This is a genomic window from Phascolarctobacterium succinatutens CAG:287, assembly GCF_000434895.1.
GTDB lineage: Bacteria > Bacillota > Negativicutes > Acidaminococcales > Acidaminococcaceae > Phascolarctobacterium_A > Phascolarctobacterium_A succinatutens_A.
In genome coordinates this window covers 1-25281 of record NZ_FR892777.1, presented here as the reverse complement: position 1 = coordinate 25281, position 25281 = coordinate 1, and the positions used below count along the sequence as shown (strand labels likewise).

Sequence of the window (25281 nt, the reverse complement as noted above, 5' to 3'; positions counted from 1 at the left end):
CATTCCCTACACCGGCTGTGGTGTGCTGGCAAGCGCTGTTTCTATGGATAAATCTGCTACGAAGCGTTATCTGCAGTCTGCAGGCATTCCTACTGCACCCTGCATGATTATCAACAAGCGTGATGCAGGCGACCTGCAGGAGCTGGCAGAGAAAATTATTTCCGAGTTCGGTCTGCCTGTAGTTATCAAGGCAGCAACCCAGGGCTCCAGCATTGGCGTTGTTATTCCTAAGACTGCGGAGGAGGTTGTTCCTGCGCTGGAGGAAGCCTTTAAGTATTCCGAAAACGTGCTGGCAGAAAAGTGCATCAAGGGCAAGGAGCTGACCATCTCCATTATGGAAGAAAATAGCGAGCCGAAGCCGCTGCCGGTTATCTGGATTGCACCGCATTCCGGTGCCTATGATTTCCATTCCAAATATACCAAGGGTGCTACGGACTACCATTGTCCTGCACCTTTTGATGAGGAAACTACCGCTTATATCCAGAAAATAGCTGTAGAAACCTACAAGCTGCTGGGCCTTTCCGGCGTAGCGCGTGTAGATGCAATGCTGGGTGATGCAGATGGCGTTGCTTATGTGCTCGAGGCCAACACTGTGCCCGGCATGACAGCAACCAGCCTGGTTCCGAAGGCTGCTGCTGCTGTAGGCATCAGCTTCCCGGATTTGTGTGAGAAAATTTTGCTGAGCGCTAAATAATACAGCGCTTCGCTAATGAATGAAGGAGGTGCAGCATGGATTCGTCGCAAAGCTTTCGCGAGCAGGTGCGCAGGCGCCGACGCCAGAAAATATGGCGCCTGGTAAAACTTGTGTTATTTACGGCGGCCTCTGCTGCCGCCTGCTTCTATGGCTGGCGCTTTCTGCACAGTCCGTCCTTTGCCTTCGGCAGTGTCAGCATTCACGGCACCAGCCTGCTGACGGAGGCGGATGTTATTTCGCTCGCCGGCTGCGGTAAGGGACCGCTGAACCTGTTCAACGCCAGCACGTCGCGTGTGCGTGAAGCACTTTCGCATGATGTGCGCTTTCAAAATGCGGAGGCGGCCTACCGCTTCCCGGTGACGCTGCAGGTGAGCGTTGAGGAGCGTCAGCCGGCGCTTTATGTAGCCAATTCGTATCGCAGCTACCTGAAGCTGGATTACAATGGCATTGTCATCAGCGTGACGACGACCATTCCTGATGCCAAGGCACCGGTGCTTGCCGGTGTGAAGTGCGGCAATCTGTATTTGGGCGACAGGGTGGAGGATGAAGGCGTGCTGCAGATCCTGAAGTTTTTGCAGCAGCTGACGCCGGAAGCACAGCAGCGTATTGGCGAAATTGCTGTTGACAACAAGCAGGAGGTCAAGCTGCAGCTGAGCGGCTGCTTCCCGGTGCGTCTGGGTAAAGCGCAGGAGCTTGCGCAGAAGGCGCCGCTGTTTATGACAGTGTTTAATGAAATTAAAGATAAAAATATTAAGGCTGAATATATTGATTTGACCTTTGCCAAGCCTTACATCAAGCTTCCGCCGAAGCAAGGCGCCGTTTAAAGGGATTTGACTGCATTTGTGCAGTGATTGTCACAGTGAGGGAGAAAAAATGAAAGAAATTTTGACTATGGATTTAAAGGGCAAGCTCTTGATTGCCGTGGTATTCATGGTGTTGGGCTTTATGCTTTCGGTACAGTACAAAGCTACTGAGCGTCAGCGCTCGGTACGAATGGACCGCGTTGAGGATTTGTCTGAACGCCTGAGGTCTATGGAAAGCGAAAACAAACAGCTGCAGCTGGAGCTGGAAACCTTGCGTGCAGGTGCTGCCAAGGATCCGGCAGATGAGCGCATGAAGCTGATGGCCGGAACTACTGATGTAGAGGGCACAGGCATTGAGATTTTGCTGGACGACAGCAACATTGCCAAAAAGTCCAACGAAAACCCCAATCTGTATATCATTCATGATGAGGATTTGCTGCGTGTGCTCAACGAGCTGCGTGCTGCCGGTGCGGAAGCGATTTCGCTGAATGACCAGCGCATCGTAGCGATGAGCGAGGTGCGCTGTGCAGGACCGACGATTTCGGTCAACAATGTGCGCAGTGCTCCGCCCTATGTAATCAAGGCTATCGGCGCTCCCAAAACGCTGAGCAGTGCGCTGCGTCTGCGTGGCGGCGTTGTTGAAACCTTTGAGTTCTGGGGCATTCAGGTAAAAATCAAAACGGTAGAAAAGCTGCATATCCCGGCGCTTAAATCGTCGCGCAGCTTTGAATATGCCAAAACGGTGGAAGGGAAGGAGGCAGCAAAATGATTGCATTTGCTATTGCGGGCCTTGTGCTGGGCCTGATGGTTGGTGTTTACTGTCCCTTCAGCGTGCCGCCTGAATACGCCCGCCTGCTGGCTGTAGCCGTTATGGCAGGCATGGACGCAGTGCTTGGCGGTATGCGTGCTTCGTTAGAAGGCAATTATGATGCACAGGTCTTTATATCCGGCTTTTTCATTAATGGTATTCTGGCAGCCTTTTTGTGCTATGCCGGCAACCTGATTGGTATTGATTTATATTTGGTAGCAGTCCTGATTTTTGGCATGCGTGTCTTCCAGAATATGGGCATTATCCGTCGCCTGTATATGGGTAAATAGTGCTGCAGAAAAAAATTCTGCAATAAGCAGGAAAATGGCAGGCGTATGTTGAAAAATAAACAGTGAAATTTATAGCAAAGCTACCCAAAGCTAAGGGGGACGTAAAATATGTTTGATGACGTAGAAACAACCTTTGAACCATTAGCCAACATTAAGGTAATCGGTGTTGGCGGCGGCGGCAATAATGCCGTTAACCGTATGATTGATGCAGGCGTAAGCGGCGTTGAATTTATTGCTGTGAACTGCGATAAGCAATGCCTGATGCTTTCTAAAGCAGAAAAACGCATTCAAATCGGCGAAAAGCTGACTAAGGGCCTGGGTGCAGGCGCTAATCCTGAAATCGGCGAAAAGGCTGCCGAAGAATCCCGTGACCAGATTCTGGAGGTCCTGAAGGGTGCAGATATGGTATTTGTTACTGCCGGTATGGGCGGCGGCACCGGTACCGGCGCTGCGCACGTTGTTGCAGAATGCGCCAAGGAAATTGGTGCACTGACTGTCGGCGTTGTAACCAAACCCTTTGGCTTTGAAGGTCCTCGCCGTATGAAGCAGGCGGAAACCGGTATCGTTAACCTGAAGGAAAAGGTTGATACACTGGTTACCATTCCTAATGACCGTTTGCTGCAGATTATTGAAAAACGCACCTCCATGCTGGAGGCATTCAAAAAGGCCGATGACGTTCTGCGTCAGGGCGTTCAGGGTATTTCCAACCTGATTGCTGTTCCCGGCCTGATTAACGTTGACTTTGCCGATGTGAAGACTGTTATGTCCAACGCAGGCAGCGCACTGATGGGCGTTGGTACTGCCAATGGCGAAGGCGGCGGCAAGGCCGCAGCCGAAGCTGCTATCAAAAGCCCGCTCTTGGAAGCATCTATTGATGGTGCCCGCGGCGTACTGATCAACATTATCGGCGGCAAGGAGCTGTCCCTCTTTGACGTCAACGAGGCTGCTAATATTGTCAATGCAGCAGCAGATCCGAACGCTGTTGTTATCTTCGGTGCTGTTATTGACGAAAGCCTGAACGATGAAATCCGTGTTACGGTTATTGCTACCGGCTTTGAGAAAAAATCTCCGGTTACCAGAAATACTGTTGGTGGTCCGGCATCTATCAACCGCAACAACGGTGGCGTAATCAAGAGCTTCTCTGATCCTAACGAGATTCCGCCATGGCTGCGCCACTGATTGAAAGGAAGGCAGTAATATGAAGTGCCCGTATTGCTCTCACAGAGACAGCCGCGTTATCGACAGCCGCGCTGTTGAGGAAGGCTGCTCCATTCGTCGCAGACGCGAATGCCCTAATTGCGGCAAACGCTTTACCACGTATGAAAAATATGAGGAAACTCCGTTGGTTGTCAGCAAGAAGGACGGCCGCCGCGAGCTTTTTGACGGCAAAAAGCTGCTGGCAGGCTTGCTCAAGGCTTGCGAAAAACGCCCTGTTCCTTATGAAAAAATCAAAGATATTGCTGACAGCATTGAGCGTGAGCTGCGAATGAGTGCTGATGCTGAGGTTCCCAGCGCCCAGATTGGCGAGCTGGTGATGAAGCATCTGGAGCAGACGGACCAGATTGCCTACGTTCGCTTTGCTTCTGTATATCGTCAGTTTGCTGATGTACGCAACTTTATGCAGGAGCTGGAGCGTATTATGCAGAACACCAAGGAAGAAAAATAGAGGTGCAGTCAATGAAACGGTATTTGCTTCTTGCTTTGACAACTGCTATGCTGGTGGCTGGCTTCAGTAGCTCGGCGCTGGCGAAGGAAAGACTCTTTACCTTTTCCAACAACAATAACGGAGCTGTGAAAGAGGTAAATTACTATTTGGATAATGGTGCCAAGGTTGTGTTTTTGGACACTGCAGCCAAGGTTACGGACAGCACAGTGATTATCACCGTTGTGCTGGAAATACCCGATGGTACTGCACCGTATCAAAAGTAAATAGCAAAATGGTGCCGCAGGCACTTATAAAAGGAGACGGCGACAGCCGTCTCTTTTGGTATAAGCAGGATATATCAGCTAAAATTTAGCTGCGAATTTAAGTGCTTTTAAGGGGGATTTCAGAATGCAGGACTTTATAATTACGCAAAAAAATAATCTCTGGTGGGGTTCATTCCCACGTTTGACGCAGGCTGGCTTTGGCAATGCCTGCAGCTGCCGCCTGCATGGTGCCAGCGCTGTCGCAGAGGGGACGCTGAATTTGGCGCTGCACGTGGGAGACGAGGCGGAGCTGGTGCTGCAGAACCGCTGCCGGTTTGCGCAGGCTTTAGGTTTGGATGCAAGCAAATTTACTACCTGCGAGCAGGTGCATGGCAGCAAGGTTGTTGTAGTTGATGAGGCTTTAGTTGGCGCCGGTGCGACTACGCTGGCTGATACCATCAAGGAGACAGATGCATTGGTTACGAAATTGGCAAATGTGCCGATACTGCTGTTTTTTGCTGACTGCGTGCCGCTGCTTTTTGTTGATGAGCGCCAGGGCGTGTGCGCTGTAGCGCACGCCGGCTGGCGCGGTACGGTGGCGCAGATTGGTCGCAAAACAGTGGAGACGATGCAGCAAGCCTTCAGCTCCCGTCCTGCAGATATCGTTGCGGCGATTGGTCCGTCTATCGGCCAATGCTGCTACGAGGTTGACGACTTTGTATGTAGCAAGGCCGCAGGCTACGAGCAATTCTTTGCGCCACGTGACGAAAAGCCGGGCAAGTATCTGCTGGATTTGTGGGGGTATAACCGTCAGGTGCTGCTGGACGCAGGATTAAAGGCGGAAAATATTCTTACTGCCGGTGTCTGCACAGAGCATAACCATGAAATGTTCTGCTCCTACCGCGCGGAGCAGGGCAAAACAGGACGCATGGGCGTGTGCCTGTATAGAATGTCTGCCGGGAAAAATGCGTAAGTACTGAGCGTGCGTAGAACTTACAGTTAACGTTAACTTAGAAGATTTAGAAAGTACGATAAGAAAATGCGTTAAGAAATGCTTCTTGTAACGCTAAATAATACGAAAAGAGTGAGTGAAGATGCTGAAGGATACCTTTACATTTCAAGGACCGTTAGGGGAAATAGAGTGTGTTGTAGAACCGAATCGGAGTGAGAATAATGCTGTACTTGTTATGGCGCATGGCTTCCGCGGCAGCCGTGACAGCGGCGGACGCGCTGCAGGAGTGGCGCAGCAGGCTGCTGCACACGCTGCCGTAGTTCGCTTTAACTTTACGGGTACGCAGATAATTTCGCGTCAGGTAGAGGAGCTGCGCGCCGTACTGGCGGAGGTACGCCGCAGGCAGCCGGGCTGCAGGCTGTTTCTTTTGGGACGCAGCTTGGGCGGTGCTGCATCCATCATTACTGCGGCTCAGGACGGTGCTCTCGCCGGACTGATTCTGTGGGCGACGCCAAATAATCTGCGCTTTACCTTCCGTTATGTGATGACGGAGGACGAATACCGTCGCCTTGACAGCGGCGAAACGCTGCATTTTAACGATGAACGCGGCGAATGCGACCTGACGCCGGATTTTCTGACGGACTTCGACCAATACGATCTGCCTGCACTGCTGCAGAAGGCACAGCCGTTGCCCGTGCTTGTGCTGCATTGCAGCGCGGATGAGGTGGTGCTGGCTGAGCAGGGGCAGCGCAACGCCGCAGCCGTCGGCGAGGCGGCAGAGCTGCATATCTTTGCAGGCGGCGACCACAGCTTTACGCAATACAGTGAGCAGGCAGGCGCGCTGTTGAGTGATTGGCTGGGCAAACGCTTGAAATGCGGCGCTTGTTAGTTGTATAATATACTTGAGAAATTATATCCTTTTCTATGGGAGGAAAGAGCATGAAGAAATTGTTAATAATCTGCCTGATGCTGGTGTGTGCGCTGGTACTTACAGCCTGCGGTCAGGAAAAGCAGGAGCAGGCGCCGAAGGCAGAGCCTGCGACGGCGGTTTTCAACACGAGCATGGGCGATTTTGAGGTGAAGCTGGCAACAGACTATGCACCGGAAACGTCAAAGAATTTTATTACTCTGGCCGAAAAGGGCTTTTATAACGGCCTTACCTTTCACCGCGTAATCGATAACTTTATGATTCAAGGCGGTGACCCTGCCGGCAATGGTACCGGTGGTCCCGGCTACACTATTAAGGATGAGTTCAGCAGTAAGCTGCTGCATGACGGCCCCGGTGTAATTTCCATGGCCAACCGCGGTCCGAATACCGGCGGCAGCCAGTTCTTTATTACCCTGCGTGAAACTAAATGGCTTGACGGTAAGCACGCTGTTTTCGGCAAGGTAAGCAAGGGCATGGATGTTGTTTATAAAATCGGCAAAACAGCAACAGATTCCAATGATAAACCGTTGGAGCCTGTAATCATTAAGAAGGTTACGATAGAAAAACGTTAACACCCCTTTTAAAACAGGTAGGAGGAAATTGCTTGGCTAGTGAAGAAGAAAAAATGCAAGGTATACTGGAAACCGTTGACCAACAGGAAATGGTTGGCATTTGCGGACGTAATGACGAGTTTTTGCGTATAATCCGCAGTGCCTTTGACTGTACAATCGTAGCGCGCGGCAATCAGATTAGCATGAGCGGGCGTGCCGAAGAGGTGGCCCTGCTGGAACAGCTGCTGCAGGAGCTGCTCTTTTTGTACCGTCAGGGACTGCCGCTGACGACGCATGATGTGCGTTACAGCATGTATATGGTGAAGGCAGGAAATTTGGAAAGCCTGCATCGCATGTATGCTGATACGATTATCGTCAATAACCGTGGCCGTCAGGTGAAGGCTAAGACCTTGGGACAGTGGCAGTATGTGGAAACCATCCGTCATAACTATATCACCTTGGGCATCGGACCTGCAGGCACAGGCAAAACCTATCTGGCGGTGGCACTGGCAGTAGCGGCGCTGAAGAAAAAAGAGGTGGAGCGCATTATCCTGACGCGTCCTGCGGTAGAAGCAGGCGAAAAGCTGGGCTTTTTGCCGGGCGATATGCAGGATAAGGTAGACCCGTATCTGCGACCGCTTTATGACGGCCTGTATGATATGCTGGGCACGGAAACCTTCCAAAAGTATCTTACCAAGGGTACGATTGAGGTTGCACCGCTGGCATACATGCGCGGACGCACGCTGAATGACGCCTTCATCATTTTGGACGAGGCGCAGAATACTACGCCGGAGCAAATGAAGATGTTCCTGACGCGCTTTGGCTTTGGCAGCAGGATGGTTATCACCGGTGATATCACGCAGATAGATTTGCCGGGTGGCAAGAACAGCGGCCTGAAGGATGCAGCGCGTATTCTGGGAAATGTTCCGGGAATCGGCGTGATTAAGTTCAGCGAGCAGGATGTTGTGCGCCATGAAATCGTGGGTTCCATCATCAAGGCTTATGAACGCTTTGAAAAACAAAAAGAATAATATAACGGAGAAAAACAGCATGATAATTAATTTGGAAAATGACCAGCAGAAGCTGGAGCTTTCTGCGCAGGTGCTGGAGCGCCTGCAGGAGGGCTTGCAGGCAGTGGCAAGCTTGAACGAGCTGCCGGAGGAGTCTGAGGTGGATGTCACGATTGTCGACGATGAGGAAATCCATGCGCTGAATCGTGAGTATCGCGGTATGGATAAGCCTACTGACGTTTTGAGCTTTGCGCTGGATGAGGACTGCGAGGATGAAGACGAGCCGGAGCTGATTGGCGGACCGGAGGAGCATCTTTTCGGTGATATCATCATTTCGGCGGAAACAGCACTGCGTCAGGCAGAGGAATACGGCCACGGTCTGGAGCGTGAAATGACGTATCTGGCAGTGCATGGTATGTTCCATCTGTTGGGCTATGACCATATGACGGAGGAGGATAAGGCTGAAATGCGTGCGAAAGAGGAGGAAGCTCTGCGTGCGATTAACCTTTCCGAAGAATATTTTGACCATCCAACAGGCATTCATTGATGCTTAATGCACAATTATTTATAACTAACCTGTAAAAAACATAGGAGGTGCTTTCCATGAAAGACGTAAAACTGAATGAATTATCCCCGGCTTGGCGCGAATTGTACGATGCAGCAGTTGCTGCCCGTAAGAATGCTTACATTCCTTATTCCAACTTTGCTGTAGGTGCGGCAGTACGCTGTGCCAACGGAAAAATCTACAGTGGCTGTAACGTGGAAAACGCTTCCTACGGACTTTGTGTCTGCGGTGAGCGTAATGCAATCTTCCACGCTGCCTGCGCCGGTGAGCGCGAGATGACAGAGCTGTGCGTAGTTGCAGATACCTCCGGCCCCGTTTCTCCCTGCGGTGCCTGCAGACAGGTAATGCGCGAGTTTGGTATCCAGACCGTGATTTTGGCAAATATGAAGGGTGACTTTAAAATTACCACGGTAGAAGAGCTGCTGCCGTATGGTTTTGAATTATAATAACAGGAGCTGATTAAGATAAAGAAGGTAAACAACGAAGAAGCTAAACATTATGCCGGTTTTGTGGCTATGGTGGGCCGCCCGAACGTGGGCAAATCCACTTTGACAAACAGTCTGATCGGTGAGAAAATCGCCATCATGTCCGACAGACCGCAGACTACCCGCAATAAGATTATGTGCATTATGAATACTGATAACGCACAGATTATGTTTCTTGATACGCCGGGCATTCATAAGCCACAGCATAAGCTGGGCGAATACATGGTGCGCACGGCAGAAAGCACGCTGCAGGAGGTTGACGTTGTCCTCTTCGTAGTAGATGCAACCGAAAAACGCGGTGCAGGCGAGGATTATATCCTGAACCTGCTGCAGAAGGTAAAAACACCGGTAATTTTGGTAGTAAATAAAATTGACAAGCTGGCAGACAAGCAAAAGCTGTTCCAGATTATGGAAGGTTATAATAAGCTGTATAAATTTGCCGCGATTGTACCTGTTTCCGCATTGAATGACAGCGAATTCCCCGGACTGGTGCAGGAAATTACTAAGCATCTGCCGGAGGGACCGGCGTACTTCCCGGAGGATATGATTACCGACCAGCCGGAGCGCGTGATTGCCGCTGAAATGATCCGTGAGAAGGTATTGCGTCTGACGCGTGATGAAATTCCCCATTCCGTAGCGGTTGAGGTGGACGAATTCAAGGAGCGCGACGAAGAAAACGTTTATATCAGAGCAACAATTTTTGTAGAGCGTGAATCGCAAAAGGGCATTGTTATCGGCGCTAAGGGCAGTCTGCTGAAGAAAATCGGCCAGCAGGCGCGTGCTGATATCGAAAAACTGCTGTACTGCAAGGTCTTTTTGGATTTATGGGTTAAGGTTAAGGCTGACTGGCGTAACAAGGATAAAGCCTTGAAGCAGCTTGGCTACAAGGAGTGAGGACTTATCAATTTTTTTCGGAAACTGATTGATTTCTGGCACAGACTGCCGCTTGCCTGGCATTACCTGAAAACAGGCACCTGGCACAAGGAGGGCAGCGCCAGCAGTGAGGACGAGCTGCGCCAGCTGGTGAGTGCCAGCGAACGCCACGGCCAGATTGATCATGTCGAGGGCAGCATGATCGGCAATGTTTTTGACTTTGCCGACCGTGTAGCGCGCGAGGTCATGGTGCCGCGTCAGGATATGGTATGCCTGTTTTTGGATGATACGCTGGCAGAAAATATGGCTGTTGTACGCAGCAGTCATCATACACGCTATCCGCTCTGCATGGAGGATAAGGACCAGGTTGTGGGTACGCTGCATGTGCGTGATTTGCTGAAGCTTAAGCCGGGGCAGACTACCTTTGACCTGCGTCGCCTGATGCGTCCGATTGTCGTTATTCCGGAGGCTATGCCTGTGCCGAAGGCACTGCGTCTGATGCAGCAGCGTCATGTGCAGATGGTACTGGTGGCAGATGAGTACGGCGGTACTGCAGGCCTGATTACGATGGAGGACCTCGTGGAGGAAATCGTCGGTGATATTCAGGACGAGCATGAAGCGCAGGAGCCGCCGGATGTGCTGCAGCTTCCCAATGGCAGTATTGAATTTGACGGCATGGTGCTGCTGGACGATGTGGCAGAGCAGCTGCCGATTGTATTTGATGATCCTGAGGAGGATACTATCGGCGGTTATGTGTTCGGTCTGCTGGGGCGTAAGCCTGAGATTGGCGATGCTGTGGAAATTTCCGGCTACAGCTTTAAGGTGCTGCGCACGGAGGGCTTCCGCGTAGTGCGCGTGCTAGCTGCGAAGCTGCCGCAGGAGCAGGAACAGAAAGAAGAACAGCAGGATGAGTGAGTCGCAAAGGGAGCTTTTGGCAGATGATGCGCTTGTTTTGCATGTGAAAAACTGGCAGACGGCTGATAAATATGCGGTCTGCTTTACGAAGGAGCATGGCAAGCTGCGCTTTATCGCCTATGGTGCCCGCTATGAAAAAAATATACATGGCAGATTGCTGCAGCCCTTTGCCAATCTGCATATTGAGGTTCAGCAGGGGCAGAAGATAGACAAGCTGCGCAGCTGTGAGCTTTTGCAGATGCCCAAGTCTATGGATATGCAGCAGATGGCTTATGCGGCGGTAGCGTCGGAGCTTACTGCCGTACTGACGGAGGACAGAGTGCCGCAGCCGGAGCTTTATGAAATGCTGGGCGCTGCCCTGGCGGCGCTGATGCAGCGCAATCCGCGTCTGGTTGTTTTGTCCTACGCAATTAAATTGCTGGCGGCTACGGGCTTTGCGCCGCAGCTTACGCATTGCGTGCATTGCGGTGAGGCCGTGACGGCCAAGGAGAATGCGTGGTTTAGTCCGCTGCAGGGCGGGCTTATCTGCAGCAGCTGCAGAAGCAGCTATAATGGTGACGGGCTGGAGCCGTGCAGTGCAGAAGCACGCGAGCTGTGGCAGTGGCTGGCGCAGCTCGATTATGAGCAGCCGGCGCCCTTTAGGGTGCGAGGCGGTGCGCTCATGGAGCTGGAAAAAATTCTCTTCAAGTTTATCTTCTTTCAGACAGATAAGCCGTTGAACAGCTTAAACTTTTTGAGTCAGCTGCAGCTGTGAGGCTGCGGCGGAGGCGCTTAATTGAAGAACGTAAACAAAAACGCTAAAGGCTTGTGAAAGTCTTTAGCGTTTTTTGCATCTAAACAGTTGTAAGAACAGGAAAACTTTTCTGATGTGTTAGGTGTAATGATATTCAATTTTTTTGCCGATATACTGTAGCGAAAAATCTTCTGCTGTTGAGTTAATTATATTGCTATTATTTAATAATGCGAGATAAGATTTGTTAAGTATCAAGAAAATATATTCAAGTAAATTGTAAAAATTGGAGCAATATGTTAAAATAAAAGAATGCGAAAGATTGAGAATGATCTTAGATTAAAATGATAGAAACCATGAATGCGAGCGGAGGGAAGAGCATGCTTACTCTTGAGCTGTTAGAGCTGACAGAAGAATATGTGCAGTATAAATTTTATCCCGAAGGGAAAAAGGATAATTTTGGGATTGTACAAGTGAACCGAAAAAATTTTAAGGATCGCTTTATTGTAAAAGAAGTGGTTGGCGTATCTGAAATGTATCGAGGAATGGCTATGGTCAGAGTAGGCAAGCTTGTGCAGTATGTAGAATTTCCAGAAACAAGTGCATGTGAATGGTATTAAGTTTTTAAGGGAGAATATACAATGAAAATAAAAGTAACGGACGTTTTAGCGATTATTTGCTTTTCGTGGGCGCTGTATTATATAAACTTTGACAAAGAAGCTGTCAAAGCATTCATCACAGGCGGTGTGATAGTATGGTGGGTAATGAAAAGAGTAATGTAAAGGATAGTCACTCAATTACTGATTTGCGATTAGTATAATAGTAACGCGGAGCGCGAGCGGAGGGAATGAAACAGCAGAAACTAAACACAGTAGTGGAGATGATATGTAAATGAAGCTTACGGATATATTTATGATTTGCTTGGTGGTTTTGACTTATAATAGAAATTACAGATTCAAAAAAGAGATTATGGTATGCGCAGCAGTATACTATACTTGCAGATTAGTGCAATTTATGTTTTAAGTGTTAGTGAAAAAATGTGTATGAGTATATAACAGATGGGAGATTATTTAATGAAAAAGCATGTGATTTTATTTTTGGTATTTGAGTTTTTGGCGATAGGACTTATGATCAAATCTATTTTAAACGTAGTAACAGACGAAAAAAGCGCTGTAACCTTTGCTGTTGGCTGTGTGTTTGCCTGGTTTGTAAAGACGAACTGGGAAATTTTTAAGAAGGTAAAACAGATATATAAGCAGGCTTAAACGGAAACTGCAGCAAATATTTTTGAGCTGTTGTAAAGTGCGGTGCTTAACTTAAAAGTGCAATTTTTACACACAAAAATACCCCGCAACCTGCATGGTTGCGGGGTTTCTTTCATGGTGATCCAGGAGGGATTCGAACCCCCGACCCACGGCTTAGAAGGCCGTTGCTCTATCCAACTGAGCTACTGAACCATATTAATTTGGAGCGGGCGATGGGAATCGAACCCACAACATCAGCTTGGAAGGCTGAGGTTTTACCACTAAACTACACCCGCATGGTCGGAGTGGCAGGATTCGAACCTGCGACACCCTGCTCCCAAGGCAGGTGCGCTACCAAACTGCGCTACACCCCGAATACAAAAGATATTATACTATTTAATTAAACAGATGTCAAGAGAAAATATATAGTATGTTAATCATAAAGCAGAAGAAAAATATAAAAGCATATTTTTCTTCTGCCGGATAGCTTTTTTACTGCAGCAGTTCTTCCTTAAGCTCGTGATATTCACGCGAAAAATAGGGCGTGAGCTGTGCTTCGCGGTGGTCATAGCCAAAGGCGCGTTTGGTGAGTGATAAAACAGGCGGTGCCTGAATGCGCTTGGCAACAGCAAAGCCGGCGAACAGCTTCCACCAGCGCTCTAAATCAGCAATCAGCGCAGCGGGAGTGGGGCAGGCCTCTTCAATAGCTTCCTGCGTGCAGCCGAGCTCTGCTGCCAGCGTGCCTGCCTTGTACCAGCGCAGGATGTCTGCCGGAGTTGTTTTGTGCCAGTTTTCGATAAAGGCGCGCAGCAGATAATCGTGATAGCTATAAACCAGCGGATCGCCGCCGTTGCCTACTGTCTGCGCATCCGAAAGCTCGGCGCTGGGACGGATATTGAAGATGGCTTCAGGGATTACCTTGCGCTTGTAGACTTCCTCATTAAGATAGCGTCCTAACGCATAAACCTGATGCTTCCACAGGTCACCAATCATGGCTATGGCACCGCAGATGTCGCCGTAGAAGGTGGCGTAGCCAATGGCCAGCTCTGCTTTGTTGGAGTTGCAGCTGAAGGCACCGCCGAAGGCTGCAGACGCTGCAGCAATAACACGTGCGCCACGGTCACGGGCCTGAATATTTTCCTTAATCAGTCCGCTGAGCTGCAGGTTGAAGCTGCTGCCGTCTGCCAGATGGATGATGGGCGTTTGCTCCAACAGCTTAACCGTCAGCTCATAGCTTTCGCTGATGGGCATTACGGCATAGTTTGCGCCCAGTGCCTGCGCCAGCTGCTGCGCGCTGTTGCGCGTGGCAGCGGAGTTGAAGCGTGAAGGCAAATTGAGCAGCAGCACGTTCTCCGGTCCCAGAATATCTGCATACATGACGGCGGTTACGGCGCTGTCGATGCCGCCGGAAAGACCAATAGTCATGCGCTTGATGCCGCATTGCTGCAGAAATTTGGCTGTGCCGTAGCGAAGGGCGCGGTAAACGGATTCCGGCTCCTGGGGCAGTATGGCAGGCGGGCAGTTGGGGATGATGCAGTTTGCTTCGGTGTCCCAAGTGAATTCCAGAAATGTATCGGCATACATGGGCGCAGAGGTTACCAGACTGCCGTCACCGTTATAAGCGGAGCTGCAGCCGTCGTAGGTGAAGATATTCTTGCCGTTATTCTGGATACCGACGTTGTTGCAATAGATAAGCGGAATGCCTGCGGTGCGTGCCTGCGCACTGAAAAGGCGGTTGCGCTTACGGTTTTTGCCCAGTGTGTAGGGTGAGCAGGAAAGGTTGCATAAAAGCTGTGCTCCGTTGGCTGCCAACGTTTGCGGTACGTTAAGGTGATAGTTTTCCGTCCAGCCGTCCTCGCACAGCATGACGCCGATGCGCAGGCTGGTGCCTCGGATGACGATTTCCAAAGGCTGCAGTGCTTCGCTGACGCTTGCACCTTCTTCGGCGCAGAGCTTCTGCAGGCTGTAAAAATGACGGCAGTCGTCAAATTCGCGGTAGTTGGGCAGCGATGTCTTGATGAAGAAGCTGCGTCCCTGATAACCACCGAGCAGCTTACCGTTTTGGCAGGCAAAGGCAGCGTTGTATTTGCGCACGCGTCCGTCCTCGTTGAGCTTGCCTGGTTCGGTGGCAACGCTGCCGAAGATAACGCAGATATTTTCGGTGGCAGCGACGATTTTTTCGGCATAATAGGTGCAGTCATCCAAAAAGGTCTGCTGCTCCCAGATGTCACCGATAAGATAACCCGGCAGTGCCATTTCGGGCAACAGCAGGATATCGGCCTCAAGGCTGCGTGCTTTTTCAATAGCGTCAATGATTTTCTTATAGTTTACATCAGGACGGCCGGGAGTAATTTCCAGCTGTCCGCAGATAATTTTCAGCTTCAATTTATTGTCCTCACAATTTTATTTGCATTTTACATTACTATAGTGCTATTATAACAGAGATGAAGTAATTTCTCTAGCATAGAGGGGGTTTTTCCTGATGAAACATAACAAAAAAACTAATGCAGCCCGCCGTCTGGACGAGCTGAAGATAGAATACCGTATTATGGAATATCCGGTAGACGAGGAGCATCTGGATGCTGTGCATGTTGCCGCAGAGGTTGGCATGCCTGCATCACAGGTATTCAAAACACTGGTAGTACGTGGTGACAAGAACGGCATTATGTTTGCCGTAATTCCCGGTGACGGCGAGCTTGATTTAAAGGCGTTGGCTAGAGCCAGCGGCAATAAGCGTGCCGAGCTGGTGCATCTGAAGGAGGTATTGCCGCTGACAGGCTATATTCGCGGCGGCTGTTCACCCTTGGGCGCTAAAAAGAACTATCCTGTATATATGGATGAAACCAGCAATAACTGGCCGGAGATTGCAATCAGTGCCGGTCAGCGCGGTATGCAGATTATTGCAGCACCAGCTGATTTGCAGCGTGCTACCTCTGCCACGGTGGCGCCGCTTATTTTTGCAGAGTAACTCTTGTTCCTTCTTATAAAATGTGCTATTATAATCTTGATAACCTATTTGCACAATTGTGTTTTGAAGAAATACGGCTGTGCTGGCCTGAAGACGTATAGTTAACGCTGAAGGCAGTATGATGTCAAAAACTATAGAAGAAAGTAGGTTGAATTTATGTTATATGTTAGTACACGAGGGAAAACTGATTTAGTTTCTGCTGCGCATGCGATTACCCGCGGCCTGGCAGCAGATGGAGGATTGTTTGTACCGCAGAATATTCCTGCGATGCGTATGGTTGATATAAAGGCAATGGAGCGCAAGCCTTATACGGAGCGTGCCGTTGATGTGCTGCTGCAGTATCTGACTGATTTCAGCGAGGACGAGCTGCGTGAATGTGTAAATGCTGCTTATGCACCGGAAAAATTCGGCGATAATCCTGTGCCGCTGGTGCAGGTGAATGATAACACTGCTGTGCTGGAGCTGTGGCATGGCCCGACGTCTGCCTTTAAGGATATGGCACTGCAGCTTTTGCCGCATCTTTTGACACGTTCGATGCAGAAGACGGGCGAGACGAATAAGGTTGTTATTCTGGTTGCGACCTCCGGTGATACAGGCAAGGCAGCTTTGGAGGGCTTTGCTGATGTTCCGGGTACGCAGATTATTGTTTTCTACCCCAGCGAGGGCGTAAGCGATATCCAGAAGCATCAGATGATTACCCAGGCTGGCAAGAATGTGAAGGTTTTCGGCATTGAGGGTAATTTTGATGATGCTCAGCGCGGCGTGAAGGAAATTTTCGGCAATACTGCGCTCAGTGATGAGCTGGAGAAGAAGGGTTATACCTTCTCTTCTGCCAATTCTATTAACTGGGGCCGCTTAGTACCGCAGATTGTGTATTATTTCAGCGCTTATGTTGATGCTATTAAGGCAGGTAAGATTACTGCCGGTCAGCCGATTAATTTCGTTGTTCCGACCGGTAATTTCGGTGATATTCTGGCCGGTTATTATGCTAAGCTGATGGGCCTGCCGATTGACAGACTGCTGTGCGCTTCCAACAGCAATAATGTCCTGACTGATTTTATCAATACCGGTGTTTATGACAGACGCCGTGAGTTCTTTAAAACTGTTTCTCCTTCTATGGATATTCTTGTTTCCAGTAATCTGGAGCGCCTGCTTTACAGTGTGACAGAGCATGATGCTGCGCGTGTGGCAGATTATATGAAGCATTTGAATACCGAAGGTCATTATGAGATTGACAGCGATGATCTGAAGCAGATTCAGAGCCAGTTCTTTGGCGCTTGGGTTGATGAGCTGGAAACGAAGGAGGCTATCGGCCGTATCTACAATGATTATCATTATCTGATGGATACGCATACTGCTGTTGCGTGGCGTGCAATGGAAAAATATCGCTTCCTGACGAGTGATGAGACTTACACCGTGGTGCTGTCTACTGCTAGTCCGTATAAATTTGCCGACAGCGTGCTGGCAGCGCTTGATGATGCTCAGCCGCAGGGCAGCAATCCTTTTGAGTTGCTGCAGAAGCTGCATGCCGATACCGGCGCAGAGATTCCGCCGCGTATGCTGGCGCTGGAGAACCTGCCTGTACTGCATTCCGAGGTTATTCCTGCGGACAAGATGGAGCTGGCGGTTGTGAAGAACCTTGTATAATTGTGGCTTGATGTGAAGAATACTTGCGTTGCGGGTATGTTTTCGCTATAATAAAACCGAAATTTAATATTTATATATGCAAGACTTAGTCTGCTGAACAGCGGACTAAGTCTTTGTCATAAGAGGAGGTTTATAGTGGACTCCAGGAGTGTACTTGAACAGGTGCGCAGCGGTAAGCTCTCGGTGGCTGAGGCTGAGCGTTATTTTAATCGTAAGGCGTACGAGAATTTAAATTATGCGCGTCTTGATACTTCGCGTGAGCAGCGTACCGGCTTTGCGGAGGTGGTTTACTGCAGCGGTAAGCCTGATGCGTATTTGGCAGAGATTTATAAGCGTCTTTTGGCGGAGCAGGGTGAGGTGTTCGGCACGCGGGCAACGCCGGAGCAGTATGAGCTGGTGCGGCGGCAGCTGCCTGATATTGTTTATGACCCGGTGGCTCGGACGCTGAAGCAGGAGCGTCCGGATAAGGTGCGCTGCGGCTGCGTTGTTGTGTGTACTGCGGGTACTGCTGATATTCCCGTTGCGGAGGAGGCGGCGCAGACGGCGGAGTTTTTCGGGACGCATGTGGAGAGGCTTTACGATGTTGGCGTGAGCGGTATTCACCGTCTTTTGGATAAGGTGGATTTACTGCAGCAGGCTAACTGCGTTGTGACGGCTGCAGGTATGGAGGGAGCGCTGGCGAGCGTTATCGGCGGCCTTGTGCGTAATCCGGTGATTGCGGTGCCGACTTCTGTCGGATACGGTGCGAGCTTTCATGGACTGAGTGCGCTGCTGACGATGATTAATTCCTGCGCTAACTGCGTTTCTGTTGTGAATATTGATAATGGCTATGGCGCGGGGATTATTGCGACGCAGGTTAACAGGCTGGCGTGCAAGTGAGATCCAACCCTTCCGTCTGCTCGCAAAGCTCGCATCCACCTCCCCTTTCAGGGGAGATATAAACTTTTATATGCTCCCTGCAAGGGAGCTGGCATCGCCGCAGGCGATGACTGAGGGTTGTGCATCGCCCCCTTTAGTCGCTTACGCGACAGTTCCCCCGAGGGGGAACCGAGTCTGAAGCTATTAGTCTTGCCTGCCCCTTGGGGAAGGTGCCGAGCGAAGCGAGGCGGAAGGGGGAAACGCAAGCTATGTATTTAAAATTTATGAGGGAGAAATATTATGCCAGAAGATAAAGCTTTAGAAATGCAGGCGGAAGCCAAGTTTTCTGTGCTGCAGCAGGAGCTGCGGCGCTTGGGCAGTGTGCTGGTTGCGTTCAGCGGCGGTGTAGATTCGACGTTTTTGCTGCAGGCGGCTCATTTGACTTTGGGCGATAAGGCGCTTGCAGTGACGGCGCGTTCCGGCGTTGTGCCTCAGCGTGATATAGCAGAGGCAGAGGAGTTCTGTCGGAAGCAGGGAATCCGTCATCTTTACTTTGATTTTGATGAGCTGCAGGTGCCGGGGTTTGCCGAAAATCCGCCGGACCGCTGCTATATCTGCAAAAAAACGCTGTTCAGTAATTTCCTGCGCATTGCACAGGAAAACGGTGCTGTGCTTTGCGAAGGCTCGAATATGGATGATTTGGGCGATTACCGCCCCGGTCTGAGGGCTTTGGCGGAGCTGAAGGTGCAGAGCCCACTGCGCACTGCAGAGCTGACTAAGGCGGAAATCCGCCTGCTGTCGCATAAGCTGCAGCTGCCGACTTGGGATAAGCCGTCATTTGCCTGTCTTGCTTCGCGCTTTGTTTACGGTGAGCGTATTACAGCGGAGAAGCTGGCGGCGGTGGATAAGGCGGAGCAGCTTTTGTGGGAGCTTGGCTTTAAGCAGTTCCGTGTGCGTGTGCATGGCAACCTGGCGCGGGTTGAGCTGCTGCCCGAGCAGCTGGAGCTGGCAGTGGCGGAGCCGATGCGCAGTACGATTTACAATGGCGTGAAGGCTGCAGGCTTTGCTTATGTGGCACTTGATTTGCAGGGCTATCGTACAGGCAGCATGAATGAAACTTTAAAGCAGGATTAATTTGTACTTATAGCGAATTTTAGCATTAGCCTGCTACAAGTATGCAGGCTTCAAATTAGGAGGAAGATTTATGAAAAGCTTATATTTGGAATGTAATGCCGGTATCAGCGGCGATATGCTGGTAGCAGCACTTTTGGACCTGGGCGCGGACAAAGAGGCACTGGATAAGGCTCTGCAGAGTATTCCTGCGAAGGGCTTTGAGTATAAAATCAGCAGAGTGTCTAAGGCAGGCGTTGACTGCTGCGATTTTGATGTTATTTTGGACGAGGAGCATGCTAACCATGACCACGATATGGCCTTTTTGCATGGCAACGGCGATGCTGTAGTGCATAGCCATGAGCATGAACATCATCATGAACATCATCATGACCACGAGCATGAGCACGAACATCATCATGACCATGAGCATGAACATGAGCACAGCCATGTGCCGCATGAGCATCATCATCACCATGAGCACCGCGGTCTGCAGGAGGTTATTGCGAATATTGATGCTACGGATATGAGTGCTGCAGCCAAGGAATTGGCGCTGAAGATTTTTGATATTATTGCGGATGCTGAGGCAAAGGCGCATGCAGTGGAAAAGAATGCAGTGCATTTCCATGAGGTTGGCGCGATTGATTCCATCGTTGATATTGTGGCGATTGCTGTGTGTGCCGACACTCTTGGTGTTGAAAACGTAATTGTGCCGGAGCTGTGCGAGGGCCGCGGTACTGTCCGCTGCCAGCATGGCGTGCTGCCGGTGCCTGTTCCTGCAACGGCCAATATTATGCAGCGCTTTGGCTTTAATGTGCGCTTGCTGCCGGTGCAGGGCGAGTTTGTTACTCCGACCGGTGCTGCTGCCGCTGCTGCGCTGATGACTACGGACGAGCTGCCGCAGAGCTTTAAGATTCTGGGCATCGGTTTGGGCGCAGGCAAGCGTCAGTATGAGCGTCCCAGCATTTTGCGTGCGCTGATGATTGAGGATAATGCGCAAAAAAAAACTCTCTAAACAGTAACGCTTTGCAGACAGATTGCATCTGCCAATTGCAGTCTGATATTGATGACTGCAGCGGCGAGCTTTTGGGTTACACGCTGGAGCGCCTGCTGGCGGCAGGCGCGCTGGATGCTCATTATCAGCCGGTGTTTATGAAGAAGAGCCGTCCGGCGTGGGAGCTTACTGTTATCTGCCGCGAGGAGGACAGAGTGAAGCTGGAAGCGCTGATTTTTGCGGAAACGACAACCATCGGTATCCGTCGTGCGCGCATGGAGCGCACTGTGCTGCCGCGTCGCAGGGATGTGGTGCACACTGCTTACGGTGATGTAGCGGTGAAGCGCTGCCTGCTGGATGGCGGCGAACGCTGTTATGTGGAATATGACAGCGCTGCCAAACTGGCGCAGGAGCAGGGAGTGCCGCTGCAGGATATCTATCTGGCGGTACAGCTGACGCAAAAAAACATAAATTAGCCACAAAAGTGTGGTATAATATCTCCATAATACGTCAGAGAATGGAGAAAAAATGACTAATGTTTTCGATTTGATAGAAGAATTTTATACACAGGATGAAGAATGGAATTCGGTACTGCAGCAAGCCTGTGCTGAGGATTTCCTGCGCTATAAAACATGGCAGGGAGCCAAGGACGGCGAGCTGGTCAAGATTTGGGATTATATTACGATTCTTTGTATTTACCTTGGCAATTCCGAGAACTTTCTCGGTGATATGTCGCGTGAGGATTTTATTGACTGCGTAGGCTGGTGCTGCCGCAATGTTTCCGGCTTCCCGGCAACGGAGAGCAACATCGCACATTTCCTGGATGTTATGCAGGAGTTTTATGCATATATGAAAAAGAAACGCATTATTACCCGTGATAATGCGCCTGCCGAAGCTAAAGCAAAGCTGCTGGCTGACGGAAAACTGCAGATTGTCGGCAAGGACGGCAGCTTTTTGCCGGGACATGACCGCTACAATCTGTATTCTACGCCGGATTTACCGACGAAGGTGTACTTGAACATCGGCGAGAGAATGCAGAATTTGCTGGATGATGTGCAAAGCTACTATACGCAGAAGCAGTTCCGTCGCGATTTGGAGCGGGCCGATTTTCTCTTCGGCGGTATTTTCCAGAACGGTACTGTTCAGGAAAAGCCGGGCACGGAGGAATATTCACAGACCTTCTGGGATTATTTTCTTTTTGACTATCGCCTGCTTGAAGATGACAAAACGCCGCTGCAGCATTACCGTGATGTAATTTGCCGTGATGCTTCCGAGATGGATACCTCCGTTGATATTTTGAATGAGCTGATTAAGGCTAAGCTGGTTCTCTTTGATGTGCAAAGACGCACGGAGGAGGGAATGTATGTCTGCAGAAATATTTTCACCAATGAAAAATATACGCTGATGCTGCCGGTAGATGATAATATTGACACAGAAGGCTATATTTTCATGGGCCATATTTTTTATGAAAATACTATGGTGATGAACTTCCTGCGCGGACTGGTGATGTCGCAGACCTCGCGTAAGCGGTTTTTCGAGGTTGTCAGTGCGGCGAAAGACTGGTTTGCCGTGCGCCAAAGCGGCGAGATGAGCTGGGAGGAGTTCATCAACCGTAATCCGATGTTCGTACGCCATGTTTCTGTTTTGTATGCAATCTATGTGCGTATGGAGGGCTTTAATTTCAGTACGCATATAAGTGATTATCAGCCTGCGGCGCTGCTTGAGGACAAAACCTCGGCAATGCTGGAATCTCTTAGAGGAACAGGCCTTTTTTCTGCCTATGATATACAGCTGATGCGTACCATGTGGAGCGATTTTATGCTTCGTGGCAATGCTTTGCCTGATGATACAGATGCTGATTTTGAGCATTGGACGGCAGCGGTTATGTACTGCTTTGTTAAGCTGAATGATGTTTATACCTTTACGGAAAAGCAGGTTTTTGCTATGTGCCGTGCTACCGACCATGCAAAGCTGAAGCAGATGATAGATATGCTAAATGAAACCTTGCAGCTGGAGGCACACGACCCGCGTTATGTTAACGAAGAGGGGTTGCTGCTGATGCTGCTGCAGTGAGAGGAGGTACCAGTATATGAAGTGTGATTTTTGCGGCCACGAGGTTGCTCCCGGCACGGTGGAATGTCCGTACTGCCATTATCAGTTCAAGATTGATGCGCAGGTGCTCAGTCCGGAGGAGCGCGATACCTTTGAGGGCGTGACGATAGACGAGAGCGCAGGCACAGAGGAAAACAAAAGTGCCAGGGAAGGCGCTGTATATGACAGCGGTGCTGATGCTTATAATGAAAGACAGCAGCAGGTGCCGCCGAATATCAAGGTACATACCTTTGGCTGCGGCAGTGGCATTCTGATTACTTTTCTGATTTTGTGCGGCATTGTGGCAGTTATCTTCTTTTTGCTGCCGACGTTTATTGTCTTTGCCGCTGTGGGCGCAATTGTTTTGTTTATCATGCGTCTTTTTATGGGCTTTTAATGGCGTAAAAATGTATTTCTGACGGCCGGCAGTGTTGCCTTGGGCAGAGCTGCCGGCTGTTTTTGTCTGTTGTAGAAATTTTTTCAAAAAAATTTTAAAAAGCCGTAAAAATATAGAGGATTTTTCTGATTAACGGCGAATAATATGCAGGTACACAATGTGTGAAAAGAATAGGAGGCATAAGATATGCATAGTTACAGCATGGATCTTGGCGGCAGAACTCTTACTATTGAAGCCGGCAAGATTGCAAAACAAGCTAATGGCGCTGTATTAGTTCGTTATGGCGATACCGCCGTAGTAGTTGCCGTTACCGGCACCAAAACCCCGCGTGAGGGTGTAGACTTCTTCCCTTTGACTGTTGATTTTGAAGAAAAAATGTACGCCGTAGGTAAAATCCCCGGTGGCTTTATTAAACGCGAAGGCCGTCCGTCTGAGCAGGCTATCCTGACCAGCCGTCTGATTGACCGTCCGATTCGCCCGATGTTCCCGGAAGGCTACCACAACGATGTACAAATCGTTGCTACCGCTGTTTCCGTTGATCCCGACAATGCTCCGGATATGCCTGCTATGATCGGTGCATCCTGCGCTTTGTCTATTTCCGATATTCCGTTCGAAGGTCCTATCGCCGGTGTGCGCGTAGGCCTGATTGATGGTGAATTCATCATCAACCCGACTGTTGAACAGGCTAAAATCAGCCAACTGAACCTGGCTGTTGCCGGCACCAAAGACGCTATCCTGATGGTAGAAGCAGGTGCTAACGAAGTTTCCGAAGAAACCATGCTGGATGCTATCTGGTTCGGTCATGGCGTAATCAAACAACTCGTTGAGTTCCAGGAGAAAATCGTTGCTGAAATCGGCAAAGAGAAAATGGAAGTTCCGTTCTACGCTCCGCCTGAAGAAATGGCTGCGGAAATCGAAGAATACGGTGCTCAAAAGCTCAAAGATGCTCTGATGGATGCTAACAAGCTGGAGCGCGAAGAAAACGTTGCTAAGGTTAAAGCTGAAATCGCTGAAGTATTCCTGGAGAAATATCCTGATAATGCTAAAGACGTTGCTTACATCACCCAAAAGCTGGTTAAGAAAATCGTTCGCCGCACGATCTCTGTAGATAAGATTCGTCCTGACGGCCGTCAATTAGACGAAGTACGTCCGGTAAGCTGCGAGGTTGGCCTGCTGGCTCGTCCGCATGGCAGCTCTCTGTTCACCCGTGGTCAGACTCAGATTTTGAACGTTCTGGCTCTGGCTCCGCTGCGTGAAGCACAGATTCTTGATGGCCTCGGCGCTGAGGAAACCAAGCGTTATATCCATCACTACAACTTCCCGCCGTACTCTGTAGGCGAAACCAAACCGTTGCGTAGCCCCGGCCGCCGCGAAATCGGTCACGGTGCTCTGGCTGAGCGCGCTCTGCGTCCGGTTATTCCTTCTGAAGAGGAGTTCCCATATGCAATCCGTCTGGTATCCGAGGTTCTGGAATCCAACGGTTCCTCCTCCATGGGCTCTGTTTGCGCAAGCACCCTGTCCCTGATGGATGCAGGCGTTCCTATTAAGGCTCCTGTTGCCGGCGTTGCTATGGGCCTTGTTAAGGATGGCGAATACTTCACTATTCTGACTGATATCCAAGGTCTGGAGGATGCTCTGGGCGATATGGACTTCAAGGTTGCAGGTACCGAAAAAGGTATTACTGCTATCCAGATGGATATTAAGATTGACGGTATCAACAAGGATATCTTCACTCAGGCTTTGGCACAGGCTAAACGTGGCCGTGAATTCATCATGGGCAAAATGATGGAATGCATCAGCGAACCGCGCAAAGAGCTGTCCAAATATGCTCCGAAGATTACTACTATCCATGTAGATCCTGATAAGATTGCTAAGGTTATCGGACCTGGCGGCAAGATGATCAAGAAGATTGTTGACGAAACCGGCGCTAAGATTGATATCGATGATACCGGTCGCGTATTTATCGCTGCTGTTAACACCGAGGCTGCTAATAAGGCTATCGAGATGATCGAGGGCATTACTGCCGAAGCTGAGGTTGGCAAGGTTTATACCGGTAAGGTTACCCGTCTGATGAACTTTGGTGCTTTCGTTGAGATTCTGCCGGGCAAGGAAGGTCTGGTACATATTTCCCAACTGTCTACTGAGCATGTAGATAAGGTTGAGGATGTTGTAAGTGTTGGCGATGAAATTGTTGTTAAGGTTACTGAAATCGACAACAAGGGCCGCATCAACCTGTCCCGCAAGGCTGTTCTGATGAAGAGCGTACAAAAATAATTTGTGAATTTAAAAGAGCTGTCGCTTTTGTGACAGCTCTTTTTTGTAGATTGTAATGTGGTGTTATATGTATCGTAAGTGATATATCCTTCCGCTCAGAAAAAATTTTCCTATGTCCGTAGGACATAACGCAATTTTCGTGTGGAACCAGGACGAAGTGCCGCAAAACTCGCGCTATGCTAAGAG

General features: G+C 49.9%; 27 protein-coding genes, 3 tRNA genes and 1 pseudogene. 27 read left to right on the top strand and 4 right to left on the bottom strand.

Going from position 1 to position 25281, the window contains the following annotated elements; translation table 11 throughout:
* The 19 genes from BN587_RS03700 to BN587_RS03615 form a co-directional block, all read left to right on the top strand.
* The coding region (locus BN587_RS03700) for a D-alanine--D-alanine ligase family protein (protein WP_044484156.1) at positions 1-694 on the top strand (694 nt) is incomplete at its 5' end.
* Positions 695-729: 35 nt separating this feature from the next.
* Positions 730-1518 (top strand): cell division protein FtsQ/DivIB, encoded by a 789-nt coding sequence (locus tag BN587_RS03695; RefSeq protein WP_021719803.1) that lies wholly within the window; start codon positions 730-732, stop codon positions 1516-1518.
* A gap of 49 nt (positions 1519-1567) precedes the next feature.
* Complete coding sequence (locus tag BN587_RS03690) at positions 1568-2266, top strand: DUF881 domain-containing protein (protein WP_021719802.1); 699 nt, start codon at positions 1568-1570, stop codon at positions 2264-2266.
* Positions 2263-2595: a small basic family protein gene (locus BN587_RS03685; protein ID WP_021719801.1), complete on the top strand. Its 333-nt coding sequence runs from the start codon at positions 2263-2265 to the stop codon at positions 2593-2595. The genes BN587_RS03690 and BN587_RS03685 overlap by 4 nt, the downstream gene beginning before the upstream one ends.
* 108 nt (positions 2596-2703) lie before the next feature.
* On the top strand, positions 2704-3774 hold the full coding sequence (ftsZ, locus tag BN587_RS03680; protein ID WP_021719800.1) for a cell division protein FtsZ: 1071 nt from the start codon (positions 2704-2706) through the stop codon (positions 3772-3774).
* A 19-nt stretch (positions 3775-3793) separates the two neighbouring features.
* On the top strand, positions 3794-4261 hold the full coding sequence (nrdR, locus tag BN587_RS03675; protein ID WP_021719799.1) for a transcriptional regulator NrdR: 468 nt from the start codon (positions 3794-3796) through the stop codon (positions 4259-4261).
* Between the two features lie 11 nt (positions 4262-4272).
* A complete protein-coding gene (locus BN587_RS03670; protein ID WP_021719798.1) occupies positions 4273-4524 on the top strand; it encodes a hypothetical protein in 252 nt (83 codons plus the stop codon).
* Between the two features lie 124 nt (positions 4525-4648).
* Positions 4649-5476 (top strand): peptidoglycan editing factor PgeF, encoded by an 828-nt coding sequence (pgeF, locus tag BN587_RS03665; RefSeq protein WP_021719797.1) that lies wholly within the window; start codon positions 4649-4651, stop codon positions 5474-5476.
* Positions 5477-5597: 121 nt separating this feature from the next.
* The gene (locus BN587_RS03660) at positions 5598-6344 is read left to right on the top strand and encodes an alpha/beta hydrolase (RefSeq protein ID WP_021719796.1); all 747 of its coding nucleotides are present in this window, start codon (positions 5598-5600) and stop codon (positions 6342-6344) included.
* 50 nt (positions 6345-6394) lie between these two features.
* The gene (locus BN587_RS03655) at positions 6395-6955 is read left to right on the top strand and encodes a peptidylprolyl isomerase (protein ID WP_021719795.1); all 561 of its coding nucleotides are present in this window, start codon (positions 6395-6397) and stop codon (positions 6953-6955) included.
* Between the two features lie 32 nt (positions 6956-6987).
* On the top strand, positions 6988-7965 hold the full coding sequence (locus tag BN587_RS03650; protein WP_021719794.1) for a PhoH family protein: 978 nt from the start codon (positions 6988-6990) through the stop codon (positions 7963-7965).
* A 19-nt stretch (positions 7966-7984) separates the two neighbouring features.
* Positions 7985-8491 (top strand): rRNA maturation RNase YbeY, encoded by a 507-nt coding sequence (gene ybeY, locus BN587_RS03645; protein WP_021719793.1) that lies wholly within the window; start codon positions 7985-7987, stop codon positions 8489-8491.
* 56 nt (positions 8492-8547) lie between these two features.
* A complete protein-coding gene (locus BN587_RS03640; RefSeq protein WP_021719792.1) occupies positions 8548-8955 on the top strand; it encodes a cytidine deaminase in 408 nt (135 codons plus the stop codon).
* 63 nt (positions 8956-9018) lie between these two features.
* A complete protein-coding gene (gene era / locus BN587_RS03635; protein WP_298883569.1) occupies positions 9019-9888 on the top strand; it encodes a GTPase Era in 870 nt (289 codons plus the stop codon).
* Positions 9889-10017: 129 nt separating this feature from the next.
* The gene (locus BN587_RS03630) at positions 10018-10782 is read left to right on the top strand and encodes a hemolysin family protein (RefSeq protein WP_049897158.1); all 765 of its coding nucleotides are present in this window, start codon (positions 10018-10020) and stop codon (positions 10780-10782) included.
* Positions 10775-11536, top strand: coding sequence for a DNA repair protein RecO (recO, locus tag BN587_RS03625; RefSeq protein WP_021719789.1), 762 nt, complete (start codon positions 10775-10777; stop codon positions 11534-11536). The genes BN587_RS03630 and recO overlap by 8 nt, the downstream gene beginning before the upstream one ends.
* Positions 11537-11892: 356 nt before the next feature.
* Positions 11893-12132 (top strand): hypothetical protein, encoded by a 240-nt coding sequence (locus BN587_RS03620; protein ID WP_021719788.1) that lies wholly within the window; start codon positions 11893-11895, stop codon positions 12130-12132.
* Between the two features lie 21 nt (positions 12133-12153).
* Complete coding sequence (locus BN587_RS11770) at positions 12154-12294, top strand: hypothetical protein (protein ID WP_021719787.1); 141 nt, start codon at positions 12154-12156, stop codon at positions 12292-12294.
* Between the two features lie 291 nt (positions 12295-12585).
* The gene (locus BN587_RS03615; protein WP_021719786.1) at positions 12586-12777 is read left to right on the top strand and encodes a hypothetical protein; all 192 of its coding nucleotides are present in this window, start codon (positions 12586-12588) and stop codon (positions 12775-12777) included.
* Between the two features lie 115 nt (positions 12778-12892).
* On the opposite strand, the gene BN587_RS03610 is transcribed toward BN587_RS03615, so the two are convergent.
* From BN587_RS03610 to nadE, 4 genes are all read right to left on the bottom strand, one after another.
* A tRNA-Arg gene (locus tag BN587_RS03610) sits at positions 12893-12969 on the bottom strand.
* Positions 12970-12978: 9 nt separating this feature from the next.
* Positions 12979-13052 (bottom strand) — tRNA-Gly (locus tag BN587_RS03605).
* Between the two features lies 1 nt (position 13053).
* Positions 13054-13130: transfer RNA gene (locus tag BN587_RS03600), tRNA-Pro, on the bottom strand.
* A gap of 118 nt (positions 13131-13248) precedes the next feature.
* Positions 13249-15141 (bottom strand): NAD(+) synthase, encoded by a 1893-nt coding sequence (gene nadE, locus BN587_RS03595; RefSeq protein ID WP_021719785.1) that lies wholly within the window; start codon positions 15139-15141, stop codon positions 13249-13251.
* Between the two features lie 97 nt (positions 15142-15238).
* Here nadE and ybaK point away from each other — a divergent pair, with 97 nt between their 5' ends.
* The 8 genes and pseudogenes from ybaK to BN587_RS03555 all read left to right on the top strand — a co-directional run bounded on the left by ybaK (position 15239) and on the right by BN587_RS03555 (position 25095).
* On the top strand, positions 15239-15724 hold the full coding sequence (gene ybaK, locus BN587_RS03590; protein WP_021719784.1) for a Cys-tRNA(Pro) deacylase: 486 nt from the start codon (positions 15239-15241) through the stop codon (positions 15722-15724).
* 156 nt (positions 15725-15880) lie between these two features.
* Positions 15881-17371: a threonine synthase gene (thrC, locus tag BN587_RS03585; protein ID WP_021719783.1), complete on the top strand. Its 1491-nt coding sequence runs from the start codon at positions 15881-15883 to the stop codon at positions 17369-17371.
* Positions 17372-17506: 135 nt separating this feature from the next.
* On the top strand, positions 17507-18250 hold the full coding sequence (gene larB, locus BN587_RS03580; protein WP_021719782.1) for a nickel pincer cofactor biosynthesis protein LarB: 744 nt from the start codon (positions 17507-17509) through the stop codon (positions 18248-18250).
* Between the two features lie 279 nt (positions 18251-18529).
* Complete coding sequence (larE, locus tag BN587_RS03575) at positions 18530-19363, top strand: ATP-dependent sacrificial sulfur transferase LarE (protein ID WP_021719781.1); 834 nt, start codon at positions 18530-18532, stop codon at positions 19361-19363.
* 70 nt (positions 19364-19433) lie between these two features.
* Positions 19434-20809 (top strand): annotated as a pseudogene (gene larC / locus BN587_RS03570) (nickel pincer cofactor biosynthesis protein LarC).
* A gap of 52 nt (positions 20810-20861) precedes the next feature.
* Positions 20862-22406 carry a hypothetical protein gene (locus BN587_RS03565; protein ID WP_021719778.1) on the top strand — a complete coding sequence of 515 codons (1545 nt, stop codon included), beginning with the start codon at positions 20862-20864 and terminating at the stop codon, positions 22404-22406.
* Positions 22407-22422: 16 nt separating this feature from the next.
* Complete coding sequence (locus BN587_RS03560) at positions 22423-22821, top strand: hypothetical protein (RefSeq protein ID WP_021719777.1); 399 nt, start codon at positions 22423-22425, stop codon at positions 22819-22821.
* A gap of 186 nt (positions 22822-23007) precedes the next feature.
* Positions 23008-25095: a polyribonucleotide nucleotidyltransferase gene (locus BN587_RS03555; RefSeq protein ID WP_021719776.1), complete on the top strand. Its 2088-nt coding sequence runs from the start codon at positions 23008-23010 to the stop codon at positions 25093-25095.
* The last annotated feature ends 186 nt before the right edge of the window (positions 25096-25281 follow it).